18 protein-coding genes are annotated in these 19,752 nt (G+C 41.8%); 3 read left to right on the top strand and 15 right to left on the bottom strand.

The features are described 5' to 3' along the window. Nucleotides 1–31: 31 nt before the first annotated feature. From BM126_RS15340 to BM126_RS15300, 9 genes are all read right to left on the bottom strand, one after another. Entirely contained in the window at nt 32–811 is a 780-nt protein-coding gene (locus tag BM126_RS15340) for a class I SAM-dependent methyltransferase (RefSeq protein WP_090990335.1), read from the bottom strand. Between the two features lie 51 nt (nt 812–862). Beyond that, nucleotides 863–1,297 carry a BrxA/BrxB family bacilliredoxin gene (locus BM126_RS15335; protein WP_090990334.1) on the bottom strand — a complete coding sequence of 145 codons (435 nt, stop codon included), beginning with the start codon at nt 1,295–1,297 and terminating at the stop codon, nt 863–865. A gap of 160 nt (nt 1,298–1,457) precedes the next feature. Beyond that, complete coding sequence (gene ilvD, locus BM126_RS15330) at nt 1,458–3,176, bottom strand: dihydroxy-acid dehydratase (RefSeq protein WP_090990333.1); 1,719 nt, start codon at nt 3,174–3,176, stop codon at nt 1,458–1,460. Nucleotides 3,177–3,449: 273 nt separating this feature from the next. After that, nucleotides 3,450–4,598 (bottom strand): conserved virulence factor C family protein, encoded by a 1,149-nt coding sequence (locus BM126_RS15325; protein WP_090990332.1) that lies wholly within the window; start codon nt 4,596–4,598, stop codon nt 3,450–3,452. Between the two features lie 100 nt (nt 4,599–4,698). Further along, complete coding sequence (locus BM126_RS15320) at nt 4,699–6,579, bottom strand: ABC-F family ATP-binding cassette domain-containing protein (protein ID WP_090990331.1); 1,881 nt, start codon at nt 6,577–6,579, stop codon at nt 4,699–4,701. Beyond that, on the bottom strand, nt 6,576–7,220 hold the full coding sequence (locus tag BM126_RS15315) for an HD domain-containing protein (RefSeq protein ID WP_090990330.1): 645 nt from the start codon (nt 7,218–7,220) through the stop codon (nt 6,576–6,578). Before BM126_RS15315 ends, BM126_RS15320 begins: the two co-directional genes overlap by 4 nt. A gap of 361 nt (nt 7,221–7,581) precedes the next feature. Further along, nucleotides 7,582–8,070: a glutathione peroxidase gene (locus BM126_RS15310; protein WP_090990329.1), complete on the bottom strand. Its 489-nt coding sequence runs from the start codon at nt 8,068–8,070 to the stop codon at nt 7,582–7,584. Nucleotides 8,071–8,155: 85 nt separating this feature from the next. Continuing rightward, a complete protein-coding gene (locus tag BM126_RS15305; protein ID WP_090990328.1) occupies nt 8,156–8,704 on the bottom strand; it encodes a hypothetical protein in 549 nt (182 codons plus the stop codon). A gap of 247 nt (nt 8,705–8,951) precedes the next feature. Beyond that, nucleotides 8,952–10,652 (bottom strand): formate--tetrahydrofolate ligase, encoded by a 1,701-nt coding sequence (locus BM126_RS15300; RefSeq protein WP_090990327.1) that lies wholly within the window; start codon nt 10,650–10,652, stop codon nt 8,952–8,954. A 221-nt stretch (nt 10,653–10,873) separates the two neighbouring features. Here BM126_RS15300 and metA point away from each other — a divergent pair, with 221 nt between their 5' ends. Next, nucleotides 10,874–11,782, top strand: coding sequence for a homoserine O-acetyltransferase MetA (gene metA / locus BM126_RS15295; protein ID WP_090990326.1), 909 nt, complete (start codon nt 10,874–10,876; stop codon nt 11,780–11,782). 92 nt (nt 11,783–11,874) lie between these two features. On the opposite strand, the gene BM126_RS15290 is transcribed toward metA, so the two are convergent. The 4 genes from BM126_RS15290 to BM126_RS15275 all read right to left on the bottom strand — a co-directional run bounded on the left by BM126_RS15290 (nt 11,875) and on the right by BM126_RS15275 (nt 16,120). Continuing rightward, the gene (locus BM126_RS15290) at nt 11,875–12,552 is read right to left on the bottom strand and encodes an AIM24 family protein (RefSeq protein ID WP_371261465.1); all 678 of its coding nucleotides are present in this window, start codon (nt 12,550–12,552) and stop codon (nt 11,875–11,877) included. Nucleotides 12,553–12,559: 7 nt separating this feature from the next. Continuing rightward, nucleotides 12,560–13,267 carry a class I SAM-dependent methyltransferase gene (locus tag BM126_RS15285; protein WP_090990324.1) on the bottom strand — a complete coding sequence of 236 codons (708 nt, stop codon included), beginning with the start codon at nt 13,265–13,267 and terminating at the stop codon, nt 12,560–12,562. Between the two features lie 167 nt (nt 13,268–13,434). Continuing rightward, complete coding sequence (gene mntR / locus BM126_RS15280) at nt 13,435–13,863, bottom strand: transcriptional regulator MntR (protein WP_071353408.1); 429 nt, start codon at nt 13,861–13,863, stop codon at nt 13,435–13,437. Nucleotides 13,864–13,960: 97 nt separating this feature from the next. Further along, nucleotides 13,961–16,120, bottom strand: a complete 2,160-nt coding sequence (locus tag BM126_RS15275) for a DNA topoisomerase III (RefSeq protein WP_090990323.1) — start codon at nt 16,118–16,120, stop codon at nt 13,961–13,963. A 283-nt stretch (nt 16,121–16,403) separates the two neighbouring features. Between BM126_RS15275 and BM126_RS15270 the strand changes: the two genes are divergently transcribed. Further along, nucleotides 16,404–16,973 carry a histidine phosphatase family protein gene (locus BM126_RS15270; protein ID WP_090990322.1) on the top strand — a complete coding sequence of 190 codons (570 nt, stop codon included), beginning with the start codon at nt 16,404–16,406 and terminating at the stop codon, nt 16,971–16,973. 139 nt (nt 16,974–17,112) lie between these two features. On the opposite strand, the gene BM126_RS15265 is transcribed toward BM126_RS15270, so the two are convergent. Together BM126_RS15265 and hmpA are read right to left on the bottom strand one after the other, a co-directional pair. Then, the gene (locus BM126_RS15265; protein WP_090990321.1) at nt 17,113–17,556 is read right to left on the bottom strand and encodes a YflT domain-containing protein; all 444 of its coding nucleotides are present in this window, start codon (nt 17,554–17,556) and stop codon (nt 17,113–17,115) included. Nucleotides 17,557–17,712: 156 nt separating this feature from the next. Continuing rightward, a complete protein-coding gene (gene hmpA, locus BM126_RS15260) occupies nt 17,713–18,933 on the bottom strand; it encodes an NO-inducible flavohemoprotein (RefSeq protein ID WP_090990320.1) in 1,221 nt (406 codons plus the stop codon). A 168-nt stretch (nt 18,934–19,101) separates the two neighbouring features. On the opposite strand from hmpA, the gene BM126_RS15255 reads away from it, so the two are divergent. After that, a complete protein-coding gene (locus tag BM126_RS15255; protein WP_090990319.1) occupies nt 19,102–19,575 on the top strand; it encodes an RrF2 family transcriptional regulator in 474 nt (157 codons plus the stop codon). Nucleotides 19,576–19,752: the final 177 nt, after the last annotated feature.

Here is a 19,752-nt window from a genome sequence, read left to right as displayed (position 1 = left end):
AATTACTTTTGCCTCTTTCTTGTTATTGGTTTCATTCATTGATATCCATAAATCCAAAATGAAATTTAGAGGTTTTTCGTTGAACAGTTTGAAATCCAAATTCATTAAATCGGCTGCTTTTATAATGGTCCTTTAAAACGACACGTTTTCTGGCGACCCTTTTTGCTTCCCTGACCGTTTCCAGGGTCAGGCCGTGCCTGGAGGCGAAAAAGGCTAACGCCTGTATGCCGCTGGACTCTTTAATGGCGGTCTCGAACATTGGATCAAAATAAACAACATCATAGCTATTATCCGGAAGCGCCTCAAGCACCTTCAAATGCGGCGCTGTCTTAACCTCTATTCTCTTCATAGCTTCATCCATTTTTTCATTGCCTGTTTTCCACTCCGAAAGCCCCTTTTCTACAAGAAGCGACAGATAAGGATTTTCTTCAATGGCGGTTACACGGCCCCTAGCACCTGCAGCATAGCTTGCGACAATTGCATCTGAGCCAAGCCCCAGAGTACAGTCGAGAACCTCACTTCCCTTAGCTATTCCGGCCACAGCCAGATAAGCATCCTGTTCCCCTTTTTCCAGTCTCTTGATTCGAATCGATGCCAGATTCGGGTGAAAAAAGAATGGCTCCCTTTCGTTCAGCCGATAAAGTTCGTATCTTTCTTTCCCAAGAACAAGACAGTCGCTATTTGTAATTTGCTGCAGTTTTCTGATAGATTGTTTATTTCTTGGCACATATGATAAGCCCATCTCCTCAGCAAATGACTTTGCCTTTGCTATGCTCTCTTCGTCTGTTCTTCCCGGGGTGGTCACAAACATAAAAATCTCCTCTAAAAAAGGGAATGCTGTGAGCATACCCTTTTGGTTGTTTTATTTTAAGCGGTCAAAAGATAAAATCAGGCTTTCCATGATTTCTTCCATCGGATGGCCTTCGATTTCGTGGCGCGGAATGAAGTGAAGCACTTCTTTTCCTTTGATTAATGCCATCGACGGGGAAGATGGTTCAATTCCCTTAAAGTATTCGCGCATTTTTTCTGTTGCATCTTTATCTTGTCCTGCAAAAACAGTCACCAGCTTTTCAGGCTTAGTTTCTGCGCGGAGTACAGCTTGAGTTGCAGCCGGACGCGCAAGCCCTGCAGCACAGCCGCAAACAGAATTAATGACAACCAAAGCCGTTCCTTCGTTATTTTCCATAAAGTTTTCGACTGCTTCATCTGTCGTTAACTCTTCAAATCCTGCCTGAACCAGCTCTGCACGCATCGGCTTGACCATTTGTTTCATATATTCTTCATATGCCATAGACATTATGATAACCTCCTGTAGTTACATGATTTCTCTTTAGCATACTATAATATTGATAAGATATGCAAAACCTGTGCTCCATGACTGGTTAGTACCCTCCAAAACAACATTTCATAAAAAAACTGGAGCGGGAGATTCTAATTCTCCCGTTCCAGTTTCCCACTCACTTTGTCATAGCTGGCGCTTTAATTTCTTCTTCTTCAAATAAGTCTGTTACCGCACCTTTTGAAGCAGATGAAACCAGTCTGGCGTATTTCGCAAGTGTCCCTCTTTTCACAAGCGGCGGAGCCTGCCATTGCAATTTTCTTTCCTGTAGCTCATCGTCCGATACATGTACCTTCAGCACCTGTCTGTTTGTATCAATTGTGATGACATCACCTGTTTTAATCAGGGCAATGGGGCCGCCAACCTGTGCTTCTGGTGCAATATGCCCAATGACAAGACCATGTGTCCCTCCTGAGAAACGGCCATCCGTCAGAAGTGCGACAGATTCACCGAGACCCTTGCCCACAAGCATTCCTGAGATGGATAGCATTTCAGGCATCCCCGGACCGCCTTTTGGACCCTCATACCGAATAACCAAAACGTCCCCTGCTTCTATTTCTCCTTTCAATATCGCTTCTGTCGCACTGGGTTCATCATTATATACTTTAGCTGCACCTGTCATTTCCCGCACCTTTAGTCCAGAAACCTTTGCTACAGCACCATCCGGGGCAAGATTCCCTTTCAGGATCACCAATGGCCCTTCTTTGCTTAACGGCTTGTCAACAGGAAAGATGATTTTTTGCCCTTCTTCAAAATCAGGCCATTCCTCAAGATTTTCCGCAACAGTTTTTCCAGTAACGGTCAGACACTCCCCATGGAGCAGGCCTGCTTTTAATAAATGCTTCATCAAAGCAGGGATACCGCCAATTTCGTGAAGATCCTGCATCACATATTTTCCGCTTGGGCGCAGATCAGCTATGTGCGGCACCTTCTTCTGCATAGCATTAAAATCTTCAAGTGATAAATGGACTCCCGCTGAGTTGGCTATAGCCATCAGGTGCAGAACAGCATTTGTAGATCCTCCCAGAGCCATCACGACCGCTATGGCATTTTCAAATGCTTCTTTCGTCAAAATATCCCTTGGATAGATGCCTTCCTCAAGCAAATGGTAAACAGCCTGTCCCGCCTTATAACAATCTTCGTGCTTCTCGGCCGTTTCAGCTGGATTTGATGAACTGCCCGGAAGGCTCATCCCAAGTGCTTCAATTGCACTTGCCATCGTATTGGCTGTGTACATGCCGCCGCAGGATCCCGAACCGGGACATGCATTGCATTCAATTTTATGGAGACCTTCCTCATCCAGTTTGCCGGCATTGTACGCCCCCACTCCCTCAAAAGCAGAAACAATATCAATATTTTTGCCATCCAATTTTCCTGGCTGAATGGTTCCTCCGTAAACAAAAACAGAGGGAAGATTAATTCTCGCTATAGCCATCATGCAGCCTGGAATATTTTTATCGCATCCCCCAATCGCCACATAACCGTCAAGGCTTTCCCCTTCAACAACCGTTTCAATGGAATCTGCAATCAAATCTCTGCTCGGAAGCGAATACCTCATGCCTTCGGTTCCCATTGAGATGCCATCAGATACGGTAATTGTATTAAAAATCATTGGCGCTCCGCCTGCATCCCCCGCTCCTCGCTTGGCTTTTCTGGCTAGCTCATCAATATGTATATTGCAGGGTGTCACCTCGCTCCATGTGCTTGCGATCCCAATCATCGGTTTCTTGAAATCTTCGTCCGTAAAACCTACAGCCCGAAGCATGGCCCGGTTTGGAACCCGTGTTGGCCCCCCTTCACTGATTACTTTACTTTTTATCCTCAAATCTTTTTTCATGTTTTGTCCCTCCAGTTGTTTTCTTTTCAATATAGAGAACTTTTCTGATAATTTCAATAATTAATGCATTTTTTTCTCTATTATTTTTTTTGAAAGGGTTTACATATCAAAACAGGCTAAAGTGCTCAAATCTGCCGGTTTACACTTCTGATTATCTGCACACACTGATCGGCGGAACCCGCATTTTCTTTCAGTTTAGAACTTTTTTGCAGAGCATAAAAAAACTGCAGCTCAATTGTCCGTTGCCTGACAATTGGGCTGCAGTCCAAAGTTCTATAGTACTGGTTTATTTTCTCCGTTCTGTCTGGATTCTGTCATTTGCTTCCAGACTGAACCTTTTGCTTCTTCGCCATTTTCAATCCTGCTGATAGCCATCTTAACCTGCATGGCCACCTCAAATTCAGGATCATTTTCTGCTTCTTTCAGGGCAGGCAATACCCGCTCATCACCGGATTCATACAAAAACATGGCTGCTCTCCATCTCACAAGCTTGCTTTTATCATTGAGTGCATGTGCCATTTGGTCCATAGCATCGTCGAATCCTAAATCAGATAAACAGTCACCCGCCGTCCTTCTTACTGCAGCACTTTTATCCATAAGCCCTTTATACAGACCCGGAAGCACGGCAGGATTTTCAATCATGCCCAAATAGACAACTGCAAGCCTGCGGATCGATACTTTTTCGTCATCCAGCGCTTTTTCAAGCAGCGGGATATCTTCAGCGGACGGGCTGGCCATCTGTTCCAGAACCTGATATCTTTTTTCCCAATTGTCGCAAGCAAGAACCTCTTCGGTTAGCTTTGCCTGAGGTCTTTTCGCCAAAATTTCCTTGCCCTTATTGCTTGCTTGTGCATTGTTCGCAAGCTGCTCCAGGCGTTCTTTTGGGTAGGCAGCCATAATCTCTTCACTTACTTCAGCGCCGATTGCGTCCATATCTCCATAACGCACTCCGTACTCTTTCCACTTTCTCAGCATAACGACATTGTCGTCCGTCTTTTGGGCTCTCGCCACTGCATCTGAAAAAATCGCAGGAAGCCCAAACCTTTTTTCCTGTTCTCCGTCATTCAATTTTATCTGCATGGGGATACCCTTGAATTGCTGTATTGAAACAGCCACTTCACCATAATGATCAAGAATGCTGCTGCCAGCGGATTCTGAGGATGTATCCTCCCCGAATGTCTGGCGGACTTTAATTAAAATATCCTTCCAATCATATTTGGCATTCCTTTCTACAGCAAGGAAATCAGCCACATGGTAGACACCTTTGATACCCTCAATGTTTAAAATGTCCTGAATCAGCATTGGTGCATGTTCTGCCTGGCCTTTTTTGTAATTATTGCTTCGTCCTGCAGGCAGTTCCTCTGTGAGGATGATTTTCATGGTATTTGGGCTTGGCGTAGGTTCTATATTTTTTATATTCAAATGACACACTCCTTTATATCTTATAAAACTTGTTCATTTTAATCATAAAGCTTCCCGGAAAAGTAATCCGTCAGGGTTCAATAAACCACCTTTATGCTGTTCAATCTTCCAGCTTTTCAGCTAAGTACTCCCAGCGCTCCAGCATATGCTCCAGTTTTTCATTCAGCTCTGTTTCTTCATTTAAAAGCAGCCTGACTTTTTCAAACTCACTTCCGGCCGCTGCCATTTCAGCTGAGATTGCTTTTAGGCGCTCTTCAGCTTCTTCCATTTTCCCCTCAATTTCTTCCCATTCCTTGCTTTCCTGATAGGTATGCTTTTTCTTTTTCTTCTCTGTACGCGGCTGCTGGGCTGCAGCCTGACTTTTCACTTCAAGTGGTGAAGACTCTTCTTTTTCATCCAGAAGCTCGGAATATCTTCCATAATAAAAATCAACTTTACCCAAGTCTTTAAACACTAGAAGCTGATGGCAGGTTTTATCAAGAAAATACCTGTCATGCGATACAGTTATCACAACTCCAGAGAAATGCTCCAAATAATCTTCCAGAATGGTCAGTGTCTGGGTGTCAAGGTCATTTGTCGGCTCATCAAGCAGCAGTACATTCGGCGCTGACATCAGGATTTTAAGCAAATACAGACGGCGCCTTTCTCCTCCGGAAAGCTTCCTGATAGGAGTGCCATGCGTGCCCATCGGAAATAAAAACCGCTCAAGCATGGAAGCAGCCGATATGATGCTTCCATCCTTTAACGTAATGCTTTCTGCCGTTTCCCTGATATATTCGACCATTCTCAAGTTTTCGTCCATATCAGAATTTTCCTGGGTATAATAACCAATCTTTACTGTCTGCCCTTTTTCAAGGTCTCCGGAATCAATATCCGTGCGTCCTGCTAGGATATTGAGCAGTGTGGATTTCCCGCTGCCGTTTCTTCCTACAATTCCGATTCGATCGCCAGGCTTAAATAAGAATGAAAAATCCTTTAGTATGATTTTATCAGAGTAGGCCTTTGAGACATTGATCAGCTCCAGAACCTTTTTCCCCAGCCTGCTGCCGCTCAATTCTATTTCCAGGCTAGCGGTTTTTGATTTATCCCTGACTTTCCCCTCCAGGTCATCAAACCGCTGTATCCTTGCTTTTTGCTTTGTAGACCGCGCTTTTGCCCCTCTTCTAATCCAGGCCAATTCCTTCTTGAAGAGACTCTCTTTTTTAGATCTGTCAGCTGCTTCATTTTCCTCGCGGATAGCTTTTGCTTCAAGAAAATCTGCATAGTTTCCTTTGTATTCAAAAAGGCTGCCTTGGGCAATTTCCCAGATTTTGCTTGATACATGGTCCAGAAAATACCTGTCATGGGTAACAAAGATTACGGAACGGGCATATTTAGCCGTATACTCTTCCAGCCACTTAATGCTTTCATAATCCAGATGGTTTGTCGGTTCATCCAGAATAAGAAGATCCGGAGTCTCAATAAGGGCTTTTGCAAGAGCAGCCCGTTTTTTTTGTCCTCCAGACAAAACAGAAATACTTTTTGAAAAATCCGGAAGGCCAAGTTTTGTCAAAATGGTCTTAGCGTTTGCACTTGTTTCCCAGGCATTAAGCTCATCCATTTGCTGCTGATGTTTTAAAAGCTTTTCCTGGATATCCTGATTTTCAGGATTTTCCTGAAGAAGAAGCAGCGTTTTTTCATATTGTTTAATTGCAGTAAATACAGGCGTATCACTTTCATACAGATATTCCATAATCGACAGGCTATCGTCAAAATCAGGATCCTGGGGCAGGTACGAAATTGTATAATCATTTGGATGATCCTTTGTGCCTTCATCAATATCTTCTATTCCGGCAATGATATTCAAAAGAGTGGACTTTCCTGTTCCGTTTATGCCAAGGATCCCAATTTTATCTCCTTCGGTTATTGAAAAGGAAGTATCTTTAAAAAGTGTTTTTTCTCCGTGCGTTTTGGTCAGGTTTTCCATGCTGAAAACTTTCATAAGCTTACATCCCATTCTTTATAAAATTGCTTTAAAAAGCTCTCCATATAGTCATGGCGCTCTTTTGCTATTACTTTTGCAGTTTCTGTATTAAGCTTGCTTGCCAGGGTCAGCAATTTTTCATGAAAATGATTGATGGACGAGCTTTTGCCGCTGCGGTATTCTTCCTTCGACCACATTTCCCTGACTGCAATGGAAGGATCATAGATTGGCTGCCCTTTTACCCCTCCATAGGCAAATGTCCTGGCTATGCCTATTGCCCCTATCGCATCAAGCCGGTCTCCATCTTGTACGATCATTGCTTCAATGGAGGGAAGTGTCTCTTTTTTGGCACTGAAAGATATGGATGAAATAATTTCTTCCACCTTACGTATGGTTTCCCCGTCCAGTTGAGCTTCGGCAAACCAGCTGCGGAGCTTCTTCCATCCACTTTCTTCAGAATCATTTAATTTCCCATCCGGGATATCGTGCAGCAGTGCACCCAGTTCAATAATGGTTTTGTTTCCTTTTGCCTCTTTGCCGGCAATGAAAAGAGATAACTTTCTGACCCTGTCGATATGGTGCCAGTCATGTCCGCTTTTGTCTTCACCAAGCTGCTCTTTCACGAATTTCTCTGCTGATTTTATATAATAATTTTCCATAGTATTCTCCTCTATTCAGATCCCTTCCATTTTACCATGGTTATCATGTTTTTTCAGGTAAAGAGGACAGGTCCATACTCAAATTCCTGACGATTGCACATGGTGATTCAGCATTCCGCTTATATACAGGAAGGAATTATTCCTATTAAAGGCTTGTAAAGTACCTGAGTGTTTGTTAATGACTTACATAAGCGAACCCTTTGCTAAATCAGGAAGTGAAGCGTAAGGTGCGGGATTAGGAGCCCGTCCGCATCCTGGAGCGGAAATCAGCCACCTTGTTCCATAACAGCAAAGGATACGAAAACAGCCATATAAAAAAAGCCTCTGGAAGATGCAGTCCAGAGACTTTTGGCAATCTGTTTTATTTTTCGTTCTTCAGCAGCTTTTGGATATCGTTTTCTATTTCCATAGGCTTAGTGCTCGGCGAATAGCGTTTTACAATGGATCCGTCACTATTAATGAGGAACTTCGTGAAGTTCCACTTAATGGCTTTGGAACCCATAACCCCTGGAGCATGGTCTGTCAAATATTTGAAAAGAGGGTGAGCGTTTTTCCCGTTCACATCAACCTTTGAAAACATGGGAAATGTTACACCATAGTTAAGCCGGCAAAATGAGTCGATTTCAAGATTGTCGCCAGGCTCCTGTGCAAGGAACTGGTTACACGGAAAACCCAAGACAGAAAACCGGTCATCACCGTGCCTTTTATATAGTTCTTCCAGCTCTCCGTATTGCGGGGTAAATCCGCATTTACTGGCTGTATTCACAATCAGGAGAACATTTCCTTCATACTCTTTCATTGATAACTGTTCACCATTAATTTTCTCTGCTTCAAATTCATAAATTGACATACTTGCTTCCCCCATTCGCATTACGTTACAACTATTTTATCCTACCATGAAAGGAAATTTCCAATATCAGCATTCTCCTGATTTTCTAGAGGGAGACAGCAAGGAAGGAATGGATTTTTTCCAGAGAACTTATTAAATAGTCAATCATATCCACAAGATCATCCAGCTGGTCTTCTCCAACAAGCCTCCCGAAGGAAATTGAGGCATTTGTAAGAAATTCATGAGATTCAAAATGGCTTCCGGTTACCTTTGAAGAGGTTATTTCAATCAGCCGGTCTTTGCCCCATATACCTGACAGCAGCGCCATCAGCCCTCCGACTTCCTGCTGCATGAGCTGATAGGGAAAAGAAATAAAGATACGGACTGAGCAACCTGCCTGACTTTCATTCAGTATCGGGTGCAAAAGCTCAGAGCCCAGATTTTCCAGGCTTGCCTCAATCACCATGCCGCCTTTTAAAGTTCGTATTTGCATGTGTTCTTTAAGTTCCATCTCAATAGAGAATTTCCTCGACAGGTCAGCAAGGTTCATGATATCCTGTCTGCCTGTTACAGCAATTTCTCCTTCAAGATCTCTATCGTAAAAAGCTCCCTCAATAACAACCTTCATGTTTTCATATGCAGTTGGATCAAACAAAGTCTTGCTTCACCTCTTTGATGTTGATTTATCAAACTTCTATATTGCCATGTTTCTCTCTTTCCTGCTCATAGTTACACTGCAGCTGAGTTTTTTCTAAAGGCTGTTTTTGTAAACTTTGCTGCTATGGAACAAGGGGTTGATTTCCGCTCCAGGATGCTCGCTTCAATCAACCAGCCTTAACAATGGAATCGCCTAACCAAACACAGTAAATTAAAAAACAACAATCTTTAAGAAAAGAGCCATTCTAAAAAAGCCCTTTTGCCTGCCCGAATTCATCTACATCCATATTCAGGGCAGCGGGCCGCTTAGGCAAGCCGGGCATGGTCATAATCTTTCCAGTCAGCACAACGATGAAACCCGCTCCTATAGAAGGTTTTAGCTCCCGCACATTTAATGTGAAATTCTCAGGGCGGCCGATTTTGCCTGGATCGTCAGAGAGCGAGTATTGCGTTTTTGCGATGCAGACAGGCAGATTTCCCCAGCCTTCCGCCTCAAACTGCTGAAGCTGTTTTCTGGCTGTTGAACTAAAATCAACATCTTTTGCTCCATATACCTCTTTGGCAACTGTCTTGATTTTTTCTTCAAGTCTTTGTGAAAGCTCGTACAAGGGCTTATAGTGCCTATCTTCGTTCATGATTTCCAGCAATTTTTCAGCAAGCAAGACGCCGCCTTCCCCTCCTTTTTCCCAAACTTCTGTCAAAGAGAAGGGCATGTGATGATCACTGCAAAGCTTCGAAAAAACTTCCAGTTCATTTTCAGTATCTGTTGTGAATCGATTTAAGGCTACTACAAATGGCAGGCCAAACGCCGAAATTGTTTCTGCATGTTTGCGCAGATTTTCAAACCCCTCCGTTAATGCAGGAAGATTTTCTTCTGTCAAACCCTCTTTATCAAGTCCGCCGTGAAGTTTTAATGCCCTGATTGAGCATACAATGACAACAGCTGATGGATTAATGCCGGCACTTCTGGCTTTAATATGCAGGAATTTTTCTGCGCCTAGATCTGCCCCGAATCCTGCTTCTGTCACTGTATAGTCCGCTAATTTCAGTGCTGCTTTTGTAGCGATGACACTATTGCAGCCATGGGCAATATTAGCAAAAGGCCCGCCGTGGATGAGAGCCGGGGTATGTTCAATGGATTGAACAAGATTCGGTTTAGCGGCATCCCTGAGGAGCAGGGAAAGAACGCCCTGTGCCCCCAGATCACTCACCGTAACTGGCCCGCCGGACAAATTATAGGCAACAACCATCCTTGAAAGTCTTTCTTTCAAATCTTTCAAGTCTTCTGCCAAACATAATACAGCCATTATTTCTGATGCAACCGTAATATCAAACCCATCTTCTCTTGGCACTCCATTCGCCGGCCCGCCTAAACCTACAACAATATTGCGCAGGACACGGTCATTCATATCCATTGCTCTTTTCCATAGTATTTTCCTCGAATCTATATTCAAGGAATTCCCCTGCTGCATGTGATTATCCACAATCGCTGCAAGAGCATTGTTGGCGGCTGTTATAGCATGAATATCCCCTGTGAAATGAAGATTGATTTCATCCATGGGAAGCACCTGAGAATAACCTCCTCCAGTTGCCCCCCCTTTCAGTCCCATAACAGGCCCGAGAGACGGCTCTCTCATGGCAATCATCGTTTTTTTTCCGATTCTCTGGAGGGCATCAGCAAGGCCGACTGTAACGGTTGATTTGCCTTCCCCCGCTCTGGTAGGATTGACAGATGTCACAAGGATAAGCTTACCATCAGGATTTTTCTGCAGTTCCGCCAGTTTATCAAAAGATATTTTCGCTTTATATTTTCCGTACAGTTCTAAATCATCTTCACGTAAGCCCATTTTTCCGGCAATGACTTTTATTTCTTCCATTTGTGCTTCCAGGGCGATTTCTATGTCAGTTTTCACGGCACTCGCTGAATTCAATCTAAATTCCTCCATTTTCTAATTATGTATAGGGTCAGCAGGATGAAAAAATTTCCAGCTGCAATAGTCTGCAGACGAATATAAAAGAATAAATTTTATATAATATTCGCATTTCCCTTTTCGTCTGTCAATTTTATTTGTCACCTGGAAAAAATATAAAACATGTGATGTTCACCACTTTTTTCTATATAATGAATTTATTATATTTTAACTATTCACACAAAAGGGAGGACATTATGCCAATAAAAATACCCGGACAGATGCCAGCCAAAGAAATTCTGGAAAGAGAAAATATTTTCGTAATGGACGAGGCTCGTGCACAAACGCAGGATATCAGGCCATTGAATATACTGATTTTAAATTTAATGCCGGAAAAAGAAAAAACCGAGGCACAATTGCTCCGTTTTTTAGGCAATACTCCTATTCAGGTGCATATCTCCTTTTTAAAACTGGTTTCCCATGAAGCCAAAACAACAAACAAGCTTCATCTGGACCAATTCTACAAACCTTTTTCTGAAGTCCAGGATAAGAAGTTTGATGGAATGATCATTACAGGTGCCCCTGTGGAAAAGCTGCCCTATACAGACGTGGACTATTGGGACGAATTAAATGACATCATGGAATGGACCAAAACTCACGTGACCTCCACATTGCATATTTGCTGGGGTGCGCAGGCAGCTTTATATTATCATTATGGTATCGAGAAATATGAGCTTCGGGAAAAGTGCTTCGGAGTATATCCGCATAAAATACTAAAACCCCATGAAAAACTGGTCAGGGGATTTGATGATGTATTCCTTGCCCCGCATTCAAGGTATACCGATATTGATTTTGAAAAAATGAAGAAACACCCTGACTTGAGTATCCTGGCTCAATCAGACAAAGCAGGTGTGCTGCTTGCATCCTCAAAGGATGGGAAAAACATTATGGTTACCGGGCACCTCGAATATGATGCCCAAACACTCGCAGATGAATATTACCGTGATCTAGAAAGAGGACAGAACACACAGCTTCCCGAGAATTATTTCCCTGATGATGATCCAAAGAGAGCTCCGCAGCACCGCTGGAAAAGCCATTGCAGCCTCTTATTCTCTAATTGGCTTAATTATTATGTTTACCAGGAAACTCCTTATGAATGGGATTAGCATAAAAGGGCTGCACCTGAATTTTCAGTGCAGCCTCAAACGACAGAAATTCCAGCACTATTCCTGCCGCATCTATGTAAAAACAACTTGCATCAGCTTTTTTCGGAAGTATATATTTCCTCAAACGGCTGGACGACCACAAATCCATTTCCCTCAAATTTCATCTGGATGGACTCGCCGCTGCCTCTTCCAAAAAATGTTTTAAGAGAAACATCTGTCACAAACTCCGGCTGCAGATGGCCAGACCAGGCTACCGTGGCATTGGGATCGGTATAAACCGGCTTCCCGGGTTCCACGGCCAAAGTCAGGGGCTCATGATGAGTGGTGAAAGCCACCATCCCTGTTCCTTCCATTTTGATATTGAACAGTCCGCCAGAAAGAAGCCCAGCCACTCTGCGCATCATTTTAATATCCCAATTCAGCTGTTTCTCAAAAGCCAGCAAGTCATTTCCGTTAATTGAAATAGATTCACCCTGCAATTGAAGGATTTTTATGGTTTTTCCCTGATCTGCCAGATATAGCTTGCCTTTTCCAGTCACTTTCATCAGGGATGTTCCCTCACCGGACAAAGCCTTTTTAAATACTTTTCCGATACCATGCTCAAGCAGGCCTTCTCTTTTGAATTTCATATCACCTAAATACGAAATCATAGAACCCATTTTCGCCCATACCTGATCTTCCAAGTTTATTTCCAGTATCCTTGGAGTTTCAAGTTCAAACAGTCCCTCGCCCTTATCTTCCTGTTTTGTTTCGCTGATAAATTGATCCATATTGTACTTATTCACTTTTTTCATCTCCGCTGCATTTTTTTAAGATGAATAGCCACATAAACGAAACCGCCTGTTTGAGTTCTTTTGGCAGGCGGGCAATTTTTTCAGTTTCTGCCCCCTTCTTTACAACAGCCATTTCGTCCACAATCTTCCATCCGTTTTCCAGTGAAAGACGTTCAAATTCCCATGGCATCATGGAATTCATGATGGTCTTTTCTCCATAGAGCCTCCGGTAGCTGTGTGCTTTCCTTGGGGCAGCTGTTGGGCCAAGAATACCAATACAGGCAAGAGCGTCTTTCTTTAAAATCCGATTCATTTCCTTTAAAGCCATAAGAGGTGATTCAGTCCATTCAATGGAGTTTATCGCCATCGCCGCATCGAACTGCTCATCATAAAAAGGCATGGCTGCGAGATCTCCCTGAATAAATCCCGGGTTCTCATGGCCTTGTGCCAGCTCCTTGGCCGCTGTGATCATGTCCTTGGAAAAATCCATTCCAGTTACCTTAAAACCCGCCTCAGCAAGCTTTAGTGAACCATATCCATCCCCGCAGCCAAGGTCACAGATTTCTGATCCTTTTAGAACATGCTTTGTGATGAGGGGAAGTATATCCTTCCTGCTTCCCTTCTCCCACATATTTCCTGAATTGCTTTTCCACTGATCTGAATATGAATTCCATAATTTTTCTGCTTCCCCATGCCAGCTATCCTGATTCACCCAACCCTCTCCTTCCGTCGATTTATGTTTATTTTAACAGGAAAAATCTTCTTTTTAACTGTTTTTTCTGAAAGATTTGCAGAATACTATACAGAAACAAGAAACTGATTTTCCGATATTTTTACATTTAAATCTCACCTAAAATAAAAAAAGCCGCTATCGCAGCTTTATTCTTCAGGTTCTTCATTTTGTTTTTGAATGGCTCTTAATTCATCCAGGCGTATAGGTGATTCATCAAAGTACTGGACAAGATCGCTGATTCTGTCAATTGCATCCCAGCTGAGATGGTGCTCGATTCCTTCAACATCTCTATAGATATTCTCTTCTTTCACGCCAAGCTGCCTTAGCATCTGCTCTAATAATTCATGGCGGAAAACCAGTCTTTTTCCGATTTTTTTGCCATTCGCGGTTAATACAAGACCACGGTATTTCTCATATACCAGGTACTTTTCCTGGTCCAGTTTTTGAACCATTTTAGTGACGGAGGAAGGGTGTACTGACAGGTTTTCTGCTATATCAGAAACCCGCGCGTAACCTTTTTCTTCGATTAGTATGTATATTTGCTCGATATAATCCTCCATGCTCGGTGTAGGCATCCCGTATCCTCCCATTCAACACATATCAATCAAATTTTACTATAAATACTTCAATCAAACAAGAAAGTGCTTTGGCCGCCATAGCAGCCAAAGCAAATTATGATTGTTTTGAAGGAAATTTGAAGGAAATTTTCTTCGCCCCTTCGTCCCAGAATAAAAAGGCGTCAAAGGCTTTCTCTCCCTTTTTAAAGCCGCTTATCAATTCTGTTTCTCCTGTATCCAACAGTTTTTTTAAGTTTGCTTTAGTGATCTTAATAGATAGGATTTTTTTGGATAAAGTGAAAGAACATTTAGTTTTGCTGTAATTTGAACAGCCGTAAAATTCCCCTTTATCTACCACATTGCCTCCGCAAAGTCTGCATTTCCCAATGGAACCGCCGCTTCTTTTGGCGGTTTTGCGCTGGATGGAATCTGTATCCAGGCCATTGAAATCCCATGATTTGGATAAATCTACTGCATCGGAAATAATTTTGGAGGAAAGTTTTTTTACAGCCTCCATAAAAACGGTTGGAGATGCTTTACCTTCACCGATTTCGTGCAGGCGCTGTTCCCACTTTGCCGTCATTTCAGGAGAAGCAAGAATTTTATCTCCAATGGCAGTGATAAGGACTTTTCCTTTATCAGTGGCAAAGACCTGATTTTTTTTCACATCAATATACTTGCGGTCTTTCAGCATGGTTATGATGCCTGCCCGGGTCGCTTCTGTCCCAAGGCCTTCAGTCTTCATCAGAACCTTCTCCAGTTCCTCATTATCCAGATGCTTTCCTGCTGTTTTCATTAAAGTAATAAGCTGTCCCTCTGTATAGCGCTTAGGTGGCTGGGTTTTTCCTTCTTTCACTTTAATTTTGCTGACAGTTCCCTCTTCCCCCTCACTGAGCAGCGGAAGCAGGATGTCATCATCTTCCTTATCAATGGCAAAGATGACCTTCCGCCAGCCTTCCTGAATTTGCTGTTTTCCTTTTGATATGAATTCAGCCCTCTTATCTACCATGGTTTTTACTGTAGTGTAATCAAATATAGCCTGATCGTAATGGGCAGCAATCAGGCGTCTTATGATAAGGTCATAAATCTTCCTTTCATCTTCTGGCAGTTTTTCGGGATTAGTGACCTGTTCAGTCGGAATGATGGCATAGTGATCGGTAACCTTTTTTTCATTCACAAAACGTTTATTATTAATAATAGAAGCATTTGGCACAGGAAAAAGTGATTCATAGGCTGGCAGGCTGCCTAGCTTGTTCAGAATGTCAGGAAAGCTTTCTGCTTCCCCCTTCGTTACATAGCTGGAATCTGATCGCGGATATGAAACGATCCCTTTCTGATACAGGCTTTGTACCACATCAAGAGTCTTCTTAGGAGAAAATTTATACATTTTGTTCACTGTAGCCTGAAGGGAAGAAAGATTAAAAAGCAATGGCGGCTGATATTCTTTTCTTTCTGTGTTCAGTTCAGCAATTCCGCACGTTTTCCCTTTACAGAATGCTGCAATTTTCTCTGCAAGTTCTTTCGATTTTATTCTGGATTCGTTATTTTGCTGCCATTTGCCCTCGTATTTTTTTCCATTCATAGAAAATCCGGCAATCACTTCCCAAAACGGCTCTGAAACAAATTCTTCAATTTCTTTTTCCCTTTTTACAATAAGGGCGAGCGTAGGTGTCTGGACCCGGCCTGCTGAAAAGACGTCTGACATACCTTGCTTTTTCAGCAAGATGCTGTAAATTCTGGAAGCATTCATTCCTACAATCCAATCCGCACAGGCTCTTGTATAGGCTTCATGGTACAAACTCCTTGTATCCTCTTCAAGAAGCAGGCTGCTAAAGCCTTCATAAATCGATTTCGGTGTAAGAGAAGATATCCATAAGCGCTTCATCGGTTTATTTACACCGCTTAAATTCACGACATTCCGGACAATCAGCTCTCCTTCCCGCCCCGCATCACCTGCATGGATAATTTCTTTCACTTCGGGTTTTCTGATTAGAGACTTTACTATATTAAACTGCTTGGCTTTTGATTTTGTCACTTCATATTTAAATCTTTCCGGTATAATTGGAAGTGTTTCAAGGGACCACTTTTTCCACTCTGAATGATACTTTTCAGGAGCTGCGAGCTGGCACAAATGTCCCACTGCCCACGTTACAAAGGCACCTTCGCCAAAAAGTTCATTTGGCAGAATTTCAATATATCCTAAATGCTTTTTTGTTTTAAACTGTTTTGATAACGTCAAACCTTGATCAGGTTTTTCAGCGATTATTAATTTCATCCACATTCACCTGAGCTTTATAAAATAGTCATTTTTACTTGTCTTAAGCGGGCAGCCACATAGAAAGGTAACCATGCTTATGCGCAGAACGCAGTGTTCTTTTTCACTGTACGGGCGCTTTGGCATTTCTCTATTATTATACCTTTTTTGGTTAGACCTGTTGAAGAATATTTTTGATAATTGAAAGTAACTTATGATAATCTGCACTTGTTAAAGTCTAAGGTTCATTAACATAACCGTATATAAACGAAATACTTGCTTACTAATTTATTAGAGGTGTCATATGGAAATTACATTAATAAGACATGGCAGATCCCTTTGGATAGAAAATATGCCAATGACTTGTATTGAATTTAAAAAGTGGGTTGAGAACTATGATTGTAATGGAGTGTTTGAGGAAAAATCTTATCCTTCCGTGACACTCGAAAAAATAGGGGCAGCAAATATTGTGATTTCAAGTGATTTGAAAAGGACTGTTGAGTCTGCGAAGTATTTAAGGCCAGATATACCGGTTATTTCAGACCCTTTATTCCGTGAAACAACATTACCCATTCCATTAATAAAATTAGGGGGAATAAAATTAAAGGCAAGTATTTGGGCAGTGATTTTCAGGAGCTTATGGTTCTGCGGTTATTCACGTGGGTGCGAATCTTTAAAAGAAGCGGGTATGAGGGCTGAAAAGGCTGCGGATTTTTTAATTAAAAGTGCAAAAGAGCATAATAATGCAGTGTTAGTGGGACATGGGTTTTTTAATATGCTGGTTGGAAAGGAACTCAAAAAAAGGGGCTGGAATGGAAAGAAGAAAACAAACTTTAAACATTGGAATTCTATAACTTATTCTATTTTTAATTAGTGCTATACGGGAAGAAACTCTCAAATAACAAATTATTCATATAGTTTTATGACTATTAATATTTAGTACTCCTTTACAAAAAAAGCCTGCACCTATTGGCAGGTGCAAGCTTTTTGTGAGATATAGATAGCAGGATTTTTTATTTTTCATCCGTAATAATGAGTATTTTACCGTTTTTCACATCATCTTCGTAAGCTTTTGCTTCTTTCTCTGCGACTCCCATGTCCTGTAAGGTATCTGCCAGTCCGCCTGATTTTGAAGCAAGTCCTGCTGCAGCTCCTCCAAGTGTGGCGAAGATAGGGCCCGCTGCAAGAAGCGGCCCAATGCCGGTCATTAAAAAGGTGTCCATTCCTACAAAAAATCCTGTTAAGCCGATGGCACCTCCAGCCGCCACTCCTGTCATCATCCCGTCCTTCCCTTTTGCAGAGACCTTTTCTGCTTCAGGTTCAAGTTCGTCTAATTTTTTCATATCTTTTGCAACGACTGATATTTCATCCTCTGTATATCCGGAATTTTTTAATTTTTCAATAGCGGCAATTGCCTGCTCTTCATTTTCATATGCCCCAATAATTTTTTTTACCATGACTTTCTCTCCTTTGAGTGTGTAATCTATTATGTTATTACCCTTTTGAAGTTGGTATTAATCACTAAAAGCCATCCATTCTGCTGTTGTACAAAAAATAGACCTTTTTCCAGAAGAAAAGGGTCTATTTGCAGTTTATTTTGCCAGAAAATATTTTTACGCTTCAGTTTCAAGATTCATCGCAGGACCGAAGAATTCAAAATGAATTTTTTCTCCTGGAACACCAATCTGTTTTAAATTAGAAATCATTGCACGCAAGAAAGGAACCGGGCCGCAAATATAATAATCGGCTTCTTCTAAGAACGCATTTTCTTTTAGCCAGGCAGCATCAATATAACCTTGTTTGCTGAAGAATCGGTTTTGCTTATCTTCTTCAGAAGGATTTTCGTAAACGTAGGACAAGGAAACATGATCCATTGTTTCAGAAAGAGACTGCAGCTCTTCTGTAAATGCCTGCAATTTACCGTTTCTTGATGCATGGACAAATGCAGTTTCACGGCCTGGAGCATTCTTGGCAATGCTGTTTATCATGCTTATGAAAGGTGTGATTCCAACTCCGCCGCTTAAAAGTACAACAGGAGTCTGCTGATCATTTAAAGTGAAATCGCCTGCTGGAGCGGTTATTTCAATGGTATCGCCAATATTCCTGTTTTTATGCATTTCATTTGAAACCATTCCTTCAGGTGTGTTCGGCTCACTTTCTTTTTTGACAGAAATGCGGAAATACGGAAGCCCGGGTGCAGCAGATAAGCTATATTGACGGTTAAACAAGTATTGTTCTCCCGGTATGGAAATTCTGATTGTAATATATTGTCCCGGCTTGAACACAGGCAATTTTGAGCCATCTGCAGGCTGCAGGTAAAACGATGTAATTACATCGCTTTCCTTCACTTTTTCAATGATTTTAAATTCCTTATACTCTTTCCATCCGCCAGGCTGATCAGCGGCTTCTTTGTACATATTATCTTCGATGTCAATGAATACCTGGGCAATGACGCCATATGCCTCACCCCATGCACCGATGATTTCATCAGTTGCTGCGTCTCCAAGCACTTCTTTAATAGCCCCAAGCAAATGCTCTCCTACAATAGGATAATGCTCAGGTTTTATTGCTAAACTGCGGTGTTTTTGGGAAATCTGTGTAACTACAGGAATGATTGTTTCTAATTTATCAATATATTTAGCAGCTGCAAGTACTGTATTTGCCAAAGCAGTTTGCTGACGTCCTTGTTTCTGGTTTGTTCCATTAAAAATGTTTAAAAGCTCTGGGTGTGCTTTAAAAAGGTTTTTATAAAACGCAGTCGTAATTGCTGTACCGTGAACTTCTAACACGGGAACAGTGGATTTGATGATGTCAATGGTTTTTTGGGCTAGCATATACAATCCCTCTTTTTTAATAAGTATTTTAAATACATGTTTATGATAGCTTTTAAATATCCCAAAAGCAATATTTAAAATACATCTTTTACTCCTTTGAACATCAACGTTTAAAATTTGTTCACATTTATGCTATGATTATGATAATAGAGATTGTGAGGGAACATAATGCGCTTAACGAACTACTCGGATTACTCCATACGGGTATTAATATATTTAGCGACAAACCAGAACCATAAGCTTGTAAATATCAAAGAAATAGCAGAGGTATACGGCATTTCAAAAAATCATTTAATGAAAATTATCTACAATCTCGGGAAGCTCGGATATATAGAAACCATCCGGGGCAGAAATGGCGGCATCAGACTGGCAAAGTCACCTGCCGAGATCAACATCGGCGAGATCATCCGTAAAACAGAGGAAGACTTTTATTTAGTGGAATGTTTTCAAAACCATAGCGAAAATTGTGCCATAGCACCTGTCTGCTCCTTAAAATATGTGTTTAATAAGGCGCTTGAATCCTTCCTGCAGGTGCTCGACGGCTATAGCCTTAAAGATGTCACAGAAAACAGCCCGATGCTCCGTGATTACTTTGAAATGTACGGATCGAATAGCCCAGGCCGTTCTGATTTATCCACATAACTTGAATGGATATCGCCAAAAAAATCGCAGTTTGGATATTCTTTTATTTTGAATTAAACAAAAAAAGCCAGAAGCCGGGGTTTGAACTGTAACCAATAAAATAGACAGTTTATAAAAAGGACCTTTTAAGCAGCAAGTAGATGACCTCGGTATTGTTCTGGGGTCATCTTTTTTAAT

This window comes from Bacillus sp. OV322, from assembly GCF_900112495.1.
GTDB lineage: Bacteria > Bacillota > Bacilli > Bacillales > DSM-1321 > Peribacillus.
The sequence above is the reverse complement of the archived record's forward strand: the minus strand, read 5'-3'. Positions and strand labels throughout refer to the sequence as shown.